Annotated in this window: 11 protein-coding genes; 6 read left to right on the plus strand and 5 right to left on the minus strand. The window is 73.1% G+C overall.

Features of this window, described 5'->3' with window-relative positions:
• On the plus strand, positions 1-512 hold a 512-nt coding region (locus KZX45_RS17660), incomplete at its 5' end, for a DUF222 domain-containing protein (RefSeq protein WP_248259076.1).
• A 38-nt stretch (positions 513-550) separates the two neighbouring features.
• On the opposite strand, the gene KZX45_RS17665 is transcribed toward KZX45_RS17660, so the two are convergent.
• Positions 551-946 carry a nuclear transport factor 2 family protein gene (locus KZX45_RS17665; RefSeq protein WP_248259077.1) on the minus strand — a complete coding sequence of 132 codons (396 nt, stop codon included), beginning with the start codon at positions 944-946 and terminating at the stop codon, positions 551-553.
• Between the two features lie 256 nt (positions 947-1,202).
• Between KZX45_RS17665 and nudC the strand changes: the two genes are divergently transcribed.
• Positions 1,203-2,171: an NAD(+) diphosphatase gene (gene nudC, locus KZX45_RS17670; protein WP_248259078.1), complete on the plus strand. Its 969-nt coding sequence runs from the start codon at positions 1,203-1,205 to the stop codon at positions 2,169-2,171.
• A 179-nt stretch (positions 2,172-2,350) separates the two neighbouring features.
• Here the strand turns inward: nudC and KZX45_RS17675 are convergent, their stop codons facing one another.
• Entirely contained in the window at positions 2,351-2,611 is a 261-nt protein-coding gene (locus KZX45_RS17675) for a mycoredoxin (RefSeq protein WP_248259079.1), read from the minus strand.
• 322 nt (positions 2,612-2,933) lie between these two features.
• Here KZX45_RS17675 and KZX45_RS17680 point away from each other — a divergent pair, with 322 nt between their 5' ends.
• The 3 genes from KZX45_RS17680 (at position 2,934) to KZX45_RS20410 (ending at position 5,918) form a co-directional block, all read left to right on the plus strand.
• Positions 2,934-4,973: an ATP-dependent DNA helicase UvrD2 gene (locus KZX45_RS17680; RefSeq protein WP_248259080.1), complete on the plus strand. Its 2,040-nt coding sequence runs from the start codon at positions 2,934-2,936 to the stop codon at positions 4,971-4,973.
• Between the two features lie 289 nt (positions 4,974-5,262).
• Positions 5,263-5,418 carry a hypothetical protein gene (locus KZX45_RS17685; protein ID WP_248259081.1) on the plus strand — a complete coding sequence of 52 codons (156 nt, stop codon included), beginning with the start codon at positions 5,263-5,265 and terminating at the stop codon, positions 5,416-5,418.
• Positions 5,419-5,537: 119 nt separating this feature from the next.
• Positions 5,538-5,918 carry a WhiB family transcriptional regulator gene (locus tag KZX45_RS20410; protein ID WP_308221765.1) on the plus strand — a complete coding sequence of 127 codons (381 nt, stop codon included), beginning with the start codon at positions 5,538-5,540 and terminating at the stop codon, positions 5,916-5,918.
• A 118-nt stretch (positions 5,919-6,036) separates the two neighbouring features.
• On the opposite strand, the gene KZX45_RS17695 is transcribed toward KZX45_RS20410, so the two are convergent.
• Positions 6,037-7,140, minus strand: a complete 1,104-nt coding sequence (locus KZX45_RS17695) for a thiamine biosynthesis protein ThiF (RefSeq protein WP_248259082.1) — start codon at positions 7,138-7,140, stop codon at positions 6,037-6,039.
• 127 nt (positions 7,141-7,267) lie between these two features.
• A complete protein-coding gene (locus KZX45_RS17700) occupies positions 7,268-8,764 on the minus strand; it encodes a zinc-dependent metalloprotease (RefSeq protein ID WP_248259083.1) in 1,497 nt (498 codons plus the stop codon).
• 152 nt (positions 8,765-8,916) lie between these two features.
• Between KZX45_RS17700 and KZX45_RS17705 the strand changes: the two genes are divergently transcribed.
• On the plus strand, positions 8,917-10,233 hold the full coding sequence (locus KZX45_RS17705; RefSeq protein WP_248259084.1) for a S16 family serine protease: 1,317 nt from the start codon (positions 8,917-8,919) through the stop codon (positions 10,231-10,233).
• A gap of 137 nt (positions 10,234-10,370) precedes the next feature.
• Here KZX45_RS17705 and KZX45_RS17710 read toward each other — a convergent pair whose 3' ends face one another.
• A complete protein-coding gene (locus KZX45_RS17710) occupies positions 10,371-10,937 on the minus strand; it encodes a PPA1309 family protein (protein ID WP_248259085.1) in 567 nt (188 codons plus the stop codon).
• Between the last annotated feature and the right edge of the window lie 4 nt (positions 10,938-10,941).

Genomic DNA, 10,941 nt, shown 5'->3' on the forward strand with positions numbered 1-10,941 from the left:
GTTCTACTGAGGGTGACGGGTTGTGCGGCTGCGGGCAGGTGCTGCCGGAGGCGGTGATCGGTGCGGATCTGGACTCCGCCGTGATGGGTGAGGTCGCCCCGGCGACGTTCGAGGACGGCAGTCCGCTCTCGCCGGCCCTGCTGGCGCGCCTGGCCTGCACCGGTGCGGTGCACCGGGTGGTCTTCGGCCCGGACTCGGAGGTCCTGGACGTGGGCCGGGAGCAGCGGATCTTCACCGCCGCCCAGACCCGGGCGATCATCGCCCGCGACAAGCACTGCCAGTACCCGGACTGCGACGCCCCGCCCGGCGAGGGCGAGATCCACCACAGCGTCTGGTGGTGGGAACAGTTCGGCTCCACCAGCGTCAAGCTCGGCGTCCTGCTCTGCTGGGCCCACCACGACCACGTGCACCAGCACCGCATCACCATCGAACGAAGACAGCGTAGGTGGGTCTTTCTCCGCCGGGACGGCAGCGAGATTGAAGCCACCACACGCAGCGCGCCAAGCGGCTGAACCGTGCTCGCCGCTCTGATCGTGCACAACGCCCCAGGTCAGCCAGGTGTCGGATGCTCCATGTACCACTCAGTGAACTCGTGACACCTGCCGTCGCCGTCGAGCCGCAGCACCCACAGGTTGCTGTAGACGCGCGGCGGATCGGTGAGGTACTCCGTCCTCGCCTCGATGACCTGCACATCAGCCGTCACGACCAGCGGTTGCCACGAGAACGTCGTCTGGCCCGGTTCGTCCTGGAGCTCGAGCCACTTCTCCACAATCGCTCGGCGCCCTCGCGCCGGCTCGACGTAGGGCTCGGTTCGGTAGGTCGCACCGTCGCTGAACAATGCGCCTATCTCTGCTGGGTCGTTGGAATTCCAGGCCCGTCGGTAGCCGTCCATCCATGCGGTGAGCCTGTCGTTGGTCTTTCCGTCGTCCGTCACGCCGTCATCCACGGTTTGCCCCGTCCGTCGTCGCTCCACCTGTTCTGTGCACGTGGAGCAGTCGCCAACAAGTGTCGCCAAGCAAGATCATGATCTCGCCGGAGAAGCCGCGCACTGCCGTTCTCGGTCCGGCTGGCAGATTCTTGTCGTGGGTCGTGGGTCGTGGGTCGTGGGTCGTGGGTCCTGGACCGTGAGCCCTTGAGCCGTGAGACCGCGAGCTGGCGGATCGGTCGTGCCGCGGCTCCTCCTGACGCCGTACGGTGGCCCCGTGCACGACGTCCTCCCGCTCGCCCGGTCCACCGTCGATCCCGACGCCGTCTCTCGCCCGGTCGACGGGCTCGTGCCCAGACTGCTGGCAGATCCCACCACGAAGGTGCTGCTCGTCCAGCGCGGTCTCGTGGCGACACGCGCCGCGGCCCTCGACCTCCGAGCGCCGGCCGAGATTCCGGGGGATGTCTGGGCGGCCGACCACGTGGTCTATCTCGGGCGGGACGACGGGGCCGCCTACCTGGCGCTCACGCTCCCCGAACACCTGGGCGAGGAGCGTGACCTTGACGGTGTGCCCGTCATGGAGGACGCCGGCCTCGTCGACCTCGTGGCGACGCTCGACTTCAGCCACCTTCGAGATGTCGGCGACGCGCTCGACGACCGGGACGCAGGGCTCGCCACCACGGCCGTCGCGCTCAGCGCCTGGCACGTTCGCCACCCCCGCTGTCCCCGCTGCGGTGAGCCGACCGAGGTGATCGACGCCGGCTGGGTGCGCCGATGCACTGCTGACGGCTCGCTCCACTACCCGCGCACCGACCCCGCCGTGATCATGCTGGTCACCGACAAGGACGACCGTGTCCTCCTCGGCCACGCCGCCCACTGGCCGGAACGACGCTTCTCCACGCTCGCCGGGTACGTGGAGCCTGGTGAGTCGATCGAGGCTGCGGTGGCCCGAGAGGTGATGGAGGAGGCGGGGCTCGAAGTGGGCTCGGTCGAGTTCGTGGCCTCGCAGCCCTGGCCCTTCCCCGCCTCGCTCATGCTCGGCTTCCGTGCCCGGCTCGCCGACCGCTCCGACGGCGAGATCCGGGTCGACGGCGTCGAGATCACCGAGGCGCGCTTCTTCAGCCGGGACGAGCTCGCCGCGGCCGTGCGCGCAGGCGACATCCTGCTGCCCATGCGGTCCTCGATCGCGCGCGCCCTCATCGAGGAGTGGTTCGGCGGACCGCTGCCGACGGTGCCCACCGCCTGAGCCGGACGGGCCTACGGTCGCCGGGACGCGAGCGACCGACCGCGTCGTGGCGCACGTTCACCCGCACACGCGCCCCCCGCCCGAACGGCGGCCCGCCATGTGCCGAGCGAAGCGTGTCCGCGACGGAGCAGGCCCCGCGCACCTGTTCGGTGCGCGGGGCCTGGCGTTCGTGCAGAGCCTCAGCTCTTGAGCCGCTCCACGACCTCAGCGAGCGAGGGGTTCGTCGCGGCCGACCCGTCCGGGAACACCACCGTGGGGACGGTCTGGTTACCGTTGTTGACCGACTCGACGAACGACGCCGACGCCTCGTCCTCCTCGATGTTGACCTCGTTGTAGCCGATGCCCTCGCGGTCCAGCTGGGTCTTCAGCCGGCGGCAGTAGCCGCACCAGGTGGTCGAGTACATCGTGATCGTGCCGGTCTCGGGTGCCTGAGCCGTCATGAGTGCTCCTCTCGTCCGCGCGGGGCGTCTCGTCGCCCAATATTGGCGTAACGCCCGGACCGTTCCGATTCTTCCCGGACCCGCTTGGCCGGATAGTGGCATCGGGCACGCTCGGGATAGCGGCGTCGGGCACGCTCGGAGCGCCGACGCGGGAGGGTGAGGCGTCGGGCACGCTCGAACCTCCGGGGGAGTGGGCGTCGCGCAGACCCGCGTCGTTCGAGGCGGCGTACGCCAGCGGACGACCGCCGTCGCGGCCGATCGTGCGCTCCGGACATGGGGATCGGCGGCCCCGGTGTCGCCGGGGGCTGAGACACTGGCACTGATGAGTACGAGTACCGAAGAACTGCTGGCCGCGCTCGACGACGACCAGCGTGCCGTGGCCGAGCACCTCACGGGCCCCCTGTGCGTGCTCGCCGGCGCCGGCACCGGCAAGACGCGCGCCATAACCTACCGCATCGCCAACGGTGTCCTCTCCGGCGTCTACAACCCCCAGACCGTGCTCGCGGTGACCTTCACGGCGCGCGCGGCGGGCGAGATGCGCTCGCGGCTGCGCGATCTCGGTGTCGGCGGCGTGCAGGCACGCACCTTCCACGCGGCGGCCCTTCGCCAGCTGTCCTTCTTCTGGCCGACGGCGGTGGGCGGCCAGGTTCCCCGCATCGCCGAGCACAAGGCGTCCCTGGTCGCGGAGGCGTCCGGCCGGCTCGGCCTCGGGGCCGACCGCACCGCCATCCGGGACCTGTCCAGCGAGGTCGAGTGGGCGAAGGTGTCCCTCATCACCCCCGACGACTACGTGGCCCGGGCGGCGCGGGCCGGGCGCGAGGCGGTCGGCGGCCACGACCACGCCACCATCGCGCGCCTGCTGAGCGTGTACGAGGACGTCAAGAACGAACGCGGGGTCATCGACTTCGAGGATGTCCTCCTCCTGCTCGTCGGAATCCTCCTCGAGCGGGACGACGTCGCCGCCCAGGTCCGCACCCAGTACCGGCACTTCGTCGTCGACGAGTACCAGGACGTCTCCCCGCTCCAGCAGCGACTCCTCGACCTCTGGCTCGGGGGACGCCGGGAGCTCTGCGTCGTCGGCGACGTCTCCCAGACGATCTACTCCTTCACCGGGGCGACCCCGGCGTTCCTCACCGACTTCCCACGGAAGTTCGAGGGTGCGCCAGTCGTGCGCCTCGTGCGCGACTACCGGTCGACCCCTCAGGTCGTCGACCTCGCGAACAAGGTGCTCGCCCGTGCGGGCCGGCACCGCAACGCGGCCGCTGTCGAGCTGGTGGCTCAGCGTCCGTCGTCGGCGCCGGTCCGCTTCGAGACGTACGACGACGATCTTGCCGAGGCGCGCGGTGTCGCCGAGCGCATCGCCGCCCTGGAGAAGGAGGGCGTCCCGCTCAGCGAGATCGCCGTCCTCTACCGCACCAACGGGCAGTCCGAGGCCATCGAGCAGGCGCTCGCGGACGCCGGGATCGGCTACCTCGTCCGTGGCGGCGAGCGTTTCTTCTCCCGTCGCGAGGTGCGCGAGGCGATCGTCATGCTGCGCGGGGCTGTGCGCTCGAGCGTCGAGCAGCCGATGCCCGAGGCCGTCCGGGACGTGCTGGCCTCGGTCGGTTGGGCACCGTCGCCGCCGGCGGCGCGCGGCGCGGCGCGGGAGCGCTGGGAGTCGCTCAACTCGCTCGTCAGCCTGGCTGACGAGCTGCACCGCACCCGCAGCGCTGACATGGCTGGGCTCGTCGCGGAGCTCGACGAGCGCATGTCCGCGCAGCACGCACCCACCGTCGCAGGGGTGACGCTGGCGAGCCTCCACGCAGCCAAGGGCCTCGAGTGGGACGCCGTCTTCCTCATCGGCGTCTCGGAGGGCCTGCTCCCCATCTCCCTGGCAGAGGGCGACGACGCCGTCGAGGAGGAGCGGCGCCTGCTCTACGTCGGGGTCACGCGGGCGCGCGAGCACCTGCAGCTCTCCTTCGCGCGCGCCCGCACCGTCGGGGGACGGGCCTCGCGCAAGCGCTCCCGGTTCCTCGACGGGGTGTGGCCCGACGACGGACCCGGCGGGCGCGGCGGTGTCTCGCGCCGTGCGGCCGCCAGGGCGCGGACGACGGGCTTCCTCGAGGACAACCCCGCCGACGCCGAGCTCTTCGAGCGACTGCGGTCCTGGCGCGGGCAGGTGGCCGCTGCGATCAGCAAGCCTGCCTACACGGTCCTGCACGACACCACCCTGCAGGCCATCGCCACCTCGAAGCCAAAGGACCTGCGACAGCTGGCCGTCCTCCGGGGCATCGGTGCGACCAAGCTCGAGGCGTACGGGGGCCAGGTGCTCGCGGTGGTCCGGGGTGAGGACGTCGACGTCCAGGAGTGGCTGGCCCGCTGAGCCGTCTCCGGGACGCCCGGGACGAGCGGGGCGTGAACGGCGCGCGCCCCTCACGCCGGGCGGTGACGAACGTGAGCCCCGTGCCGGGAAGTTGGCCCCGGGCGTGTCGCCGGGGTGAGGAAGGCCCGAAATGTCTCATCCCGGAGGATGAGGAACACACCGGAAATATCCCCCGAAAAAAGGATTGCCCGTGCTCTCGCGCCGGGTCTAGTGTTCTTTCCTGTCCGAGTCGACCGGATCCTGCCTAGCCAGCACCAAGGATCCCAGCAGCTGAGGGAGGTGCCCGAGAGTGATCAACAACGTCTTCGCCGTGAACGCCGCCTGCGCGATGGCGCCCACGTCCGCCGTGCCCGGGTACCCGTCTGCCCTCGGCACCGCCGTGGCCGGCCTGCGCCGACGCACCCGGCTCATCGGCACCACCCTGAGGATCGCCTCCCGGACGTAGCTCGACACCGAGCTGCACGCTCCGGCCGCGATCCCGATCGGGACCGCGGCCGTCGTCTTTGGACGACGTCCCGAGGCCCCCTCAGCCCCCGGACAGAGAACGACTCAACAGGAGCAGCTGTGCAGCTCACGGCTCTACTCGACCAGATCAGCCAGGGATCATCCGTCACCTGGCCCGAGACCCAGTCCAGGTCAGTCGCGGCACCCTTCGACGGTGAGGCCGGCTGGGGGGTCCTCTCCACCCCGTCCCGCAGCGGCGCGCCGGCGACCCCGTGCCAGACCGCGGAGGACACCGACCTGTGGTTCGCCGAGCGCACCGCCGACGTCGAGGCGGCCAAGGCGCTGTGCCGTGAGTGCCCGGTGCGGGAGGCGTGCCTGGCCGGCGCCCTCGAGCGTCGGGAGCCGTGGGGAGTCTGGGGTGGCGAGGTGTTCGTCGACGGCGTCGTCGTCGCGCGCAAGCGCGGCCGAGGGCGCCCGCGGAAGGACGAAGCGGCCGCCTGAGACTCGTGCTCGGCGGCTCGCCCGAGGGCGGGGACCGCTCGGCGGCTCGCCCGAGGCGGGAGCGCTCGGCGGCTTGCCCGAGGCAGCGACCCAGAACCGGGAGATGCCAGGAGCACGGTCAGGCGGGTGTGGGCACCCGCCTGGCCGGCGCTCCCTCGCTCGGGTCCCGGTCACTTCCGGTCTCGACCTCCGGTGGCGCCGCGGCGCCGCGCGGCCCGACCGGCACGTCGACACCGACCCCGGAGCAGCCGCACCCGGGATGCACGCCCCACGGCCGGATGACGGGCAGAGGGCTCATCCCGATCTCGACGCTCGCCCGGTCCACCACGAGCTCCCGGCCGTCGACCGCCGCGAGGACCTGGTTCGCCGCCACCGCGGACCCGAGCTGCCCGAGGTGCGTCGCCGCGAGGGGCGGCGGTGACGCTCGCAGCTGGGTGGCCAGGGCCGGCCAGGCCGGGTCCGCGTCGGTCCTGTGCAGGTCCAGGCACCGGGTGCAGGGTCCCTCGCCCGGGACGACCAGCGGGCCGACCGCGACGTCCACCTCTCCGACGACGACAGGCAGGTGGACGACGTCCTCGCGGACCAGGGGGAGGAGCCGCACGGGGTCGGCCACCCCGGTGGAGACTGCCACCAGGACGTCGGGGCGCGCCGCCGCCCGTGCCGTCGTCCGCAGCTGGGGGAAGGTGGAGCGCAGCACTGCCTCGGCCCGTGCCCCGCGAGGTCCGCCGACGTCCCGCGGGTGGTAAGGCCCGACGTCGGACGGGCGCACCAGCGTCTCGTCCTCCAGCAGCAGGGTCCCCACGCCCGCCTCGGCGAGATGCATCGCGATCCGCATGCCCACCTGGTCCAGACCCACCACGGCTACCGCGGCCGCCGCCCGGCGCGCCATGAGCGCCGCGCCGTCGCCGTCGGGCAGCAGGCGTGACCAGTACGCCTCGTCCGGCGTGACGGCGGAACCGGGTGGTCGCGGACGCTGATCCGGATCGAGGACCCCGGACCGGCGCAGCAGCGCAACCAGCTCGCGGACACGCTCGGGGGCTACCCCTGACGCACGGCCGACCCGGATGAGGTCCGCCTCGGTCGGGTCGTGCCGCAGGTGGTCGAGGACGTGCTGCTCACCCGGCGTCAGTTCCTCCAGGACGACGGCGCACCGCGGGTCGACCCCCACCTGGCTCTCGCCCTTGCGGCGCCAGAGCACCGTCAGTCCCGGCCGTAACCGCATCTCGCCCCCGTCTCACCTCTGGTGGGACGGACTGTGGCACGGACGCTCCGACGGGCGCAGGCGCAATCCACAGGTCACCGTTGGGTCCCCTCGAACCAGGCCGTGCCAGAACCGCAGCAGCGCACGCTCAGCGTGCCGGGCGGTCTCCGGTGTCGTCCGGGCCGCCGTCGGGCCCCGGGCCTCCCGCGTCGCTCTCCGGCTGGGCCGGCGCGTCGTCGACGTCCCCGCCAGCTCCGCCGTCGGCAAGCGTTCCGTCGAGCATCGCCGCCAGCGCGGCGTCGACATCCTCCTCGGCAGCGCGGGCGGCGCGGCGGGCGGCGACGAAACCGCTGGGGTCGTCCAGCTCCTCAGGCGTGGGCATCAGGTCCGGGTGGGACCACAGGGCGTCACGCTCCGCGGTACCCCGTTCGGCCCCGAGCGTCGCCCACAGGGTCGACGCCTCGCGCAGGCGGCGCGGACGCAGCTCGAGCCCGACGAGCGTGGCGAACGTCTGCTCCGCCGGGCCTCCGCTCGCGCGCCGACGCCGCAGCATCTCGCGCAGCGGCACGGCGTGGGGGAGGTGAGGTGCGACCGCCTGCGCGGTGACCTCCTCGACCCAGCCCTCGACCAGCGCGAGCGCCGTCTCGAGGCGCACGAGCGCGGCACGCTGCGCCGGGGACTGCTCGAGCGCGAACACCCCGCCCGAGAACGCCTCACGCAGCTGCTCCGGGTCGGTCGGGTCGATCCCGCGGACCGCCTCCTCCATCGCGTCCGTGTCGATGGTGATCTCGCGGGCGTAGGACTCGACGATGCCGAGCAGATGCGCCCGCAGCCACGGCACCTGGGCGAAAAGTCTGGCGTGCGCGACCTCGCGGACGGCGAGGAACAGTCGCACCTCCTCCGCCGGGGCGTCCAGGCCCTCCGCGAAGTCGGCGACGTTGGCGGGCACGAGCGCCGCCGTCGGCTCCTCCACCAGCGGCAGCCCGGTGTCGGCGGTGCCGAACGCCTCGCGGGCGAGCGTGCCCACGGCCTGCCCCACCTGCATCCCGAAGACCGCGCTGCCGAGCTGGCGCAGCATCCCCTGGACCGGGCCCATCTGCGCCGCCATCGCCTGAACCTCGGGCGGCAGGTGCTCCGCCTGGGCCTCGATGGTCTCGACCAGCGCCTGGGAGACGGACGTGGCCACCGGCTCCGAGAGCCGCTTCCACGTCGGCAGCGTTCGCTCCACCCAGTCGGCGCGGCTCCACGCCTCCTGACGGCCGCCCGCGGGCCCGAGCTCCGTGGCGGTGTCCAGCCACAGGTCGGCCACGGACAGGGTGGAGCGCACGCGCTCGGCCTCGGCGGCGCTCACGGAGGGATCGCCGCCGGCGTGGGCCGTCTGGCGGGCGAGGTCGTGGGCGAGGCGCCAGTTGACCGGGTCGCCGCCGCCCGAGGCGAGCAGCTGCTGCATCTGCCCGATCATCATCATCAGCTGGTTGCGGTCCGCCGGGAGCCCGGCCGCCTGGGACATCGCCTCAGGGTCCAGACCGGACGCCCGCATCGCCCGCATCGCCTCCTCGGCGGCGGCGGGGCCCATCATCGATCGGAGCAGCTCCTCCCAGCTGTTGGGCTCGCCGCCCTCCGGGCGGGTGGGGTCCTGACTCATGACAGCTCCTGACGGTGGCGGGCCTCAACGGTAACCGGCCGCGACGCGCCTCTGCAGCGGCGGGGCGGCCTCCGTGGCCGCTGGTTCGCTGAGGGCGCAGCGACGCCGGACGCCCCCAGGGAACACCCAGCCTCGTGCGGCATGATGACCCGGTGAGCGAGCAGGGCACCGGCCGGACCGGTCACGACCGTCGTCCCGTACCGCCCTCGCCCGCCGGGAGGGTGGGCGTCCCACGGCCCTCAGACCTCGGGACGACGGCGAACGCGGATCCCGTCCCCGCGGAGCCGGCGCGGCCCGGCTGGCGGGCTACGACGGCGCAGCAGGCCGCTCCGCACCGGGAACCGGAGGACGGGCACGCCGAGCCTGACGAGCCGTACGTCTCGCGTCGCGCGGTCACCATGGTCGTCTCGGGGGCCCTGCTCTCGGCGCTGCTGCTGGTGATCATGCTCGTGCCCCTGCCCTACGCCGTCCAGCGGCCCGGGCCGACCGTGAACACCCTCGGGGAGGCCGACGGCGAACCGCTCATCCAGATCGACGGCGCCGAGACCTACCCGACCTCGGGCGAGCTCCGCCTCACCACCGTCTCGGTCATCGGGGGACCGGGCTATCCCGTCACCGCAGCCGACGTCGTCGCCGGCTGGTTGGACGAGGAGGAGGTGGTGATGCCGGTGGAGGCGGTCTTCCCGGACGGCACCACGCGCGAGGAGATCGACGAGCAGTCGACGGCGCAGATGGCCTCCTCGCAGGACAACGCCACGGTGGCCGCCCTCGAGGAGCTCGGGTACGACGTCCCCATGGTCCTCACCGTCAGGGACGTCGCGCCCGGGTCCGGGGCCGAGGGCGTGGTCGAGGAGGGGGACGTGATCGCGTCGATCCAGCCCGAGGGGGAGGAGCGCACCGAGGTGGAGGCGTTCTCCGACCTCGCCGCCGTCCTCTCGCGCACGGAGGCGGGCGCGCCGGTGACTCTCGGCGTCCTGCGCGACGGCGAGCCGACGGACCTGACCGTGGCGACCATGAGCCACCCCGGGACCGCCGCCGACCCGGACGAGGCACGGCAGGGATCGCTCCTCGGCGTGGTCCTGGACCCGGAGGTCGAGCTCCCGGTCGACATCGACTTCGACATCGACAACATCGGCGGCCCGAGCGCGGGGACGATGTTCGCGCTGGGGATCATCGACCGCCTGACACCCGGCGAGATGACCGGCGGGGAGAAGATCGCCGGCACGGGGACCGTGAACCTCGCCGGCGAGGTCGGCGCCATCGGCGGGATCCGGCAGAAGCTCGCCGGGGCCACCCGCGCCGGCGCCGAGTGGTTCCTCGCGCCGCAGGGAAACTGCGGCGAGGTCGTCGGGCACGTGCCGGACGGGTTGCGGGTGGTGCGGGTCGGCACCCTGGGCGAGGCGCGCGACGCCGTCGAGGCCATCGGCTCCGGCGACGGCGCATCGCTCCCGACCTGCGAGGCCGGCTGACCGGACCACCGGACCACCGGACCACCACCGTCGGCCGTCCGACCAGGCAGACCCGCGAGCTCGCGCCGGGGCCGGGCCGGGCGGGCCCGGGCGGTGCTTGTGGGCGGGGCTGGGTTGGCTGGTCCGGGCGGGGCCGGTCAGGCCAGCGTCGCGCGGAGCGCCTCGACGAGCCCGGGCACGGCGTCGGGGGAGCCCGCGACGGCGTCGTCGAAGTCGTGGCTGCGGCTGCGCAGCGCGCACCAGGACTCTCCGGTCCGGAGCACCCCTGCGGCCATCCGGACGTCCTGACGCTCCGGGTGACCCATCAGGTACTCCACCGCGGCCTGCGGATCCTCGGGCATGCCCTGCTCCGCCTCCGGCGGGACCACCATCCGCTCGACGACGATCGCGGCCCCGTCGACCTCGTCGGGCCACGCGAGCTGACCGAGCAGCTCCTCGATCGTCGACGCCTCCGGCAGACCGTCCTGCTCGATGCTGGTCAGGTGCTCGGGGTCGTCCTGGGCGGCGAGGACCGCCTCGGACGGCAGCTCCTGGGCGAGCGACGGCGTCGCCGCGATCGCGCCGGCCGTGCGGACCAGCGCGAAGACGAACACCGGCCCGTCCCACCCCAGGGAGGAGACGTGCCGCTCGATGTCGTCCACCGCCAGCCGCAGGGCGCGCTCGCGGGCGGTGGGGCCGTCGGGGACGGGCTGCTCGTCGCTCATGCCT

It is taken from the genome of Georgenia sp. EYE_87 (assembly GCF_023148685.1).
Taxonomy (GTDB): Bacteria; Actinomycetota; Actinomycetes; order Actinomycetales; family Actinomycetaceae; genus Georgenia.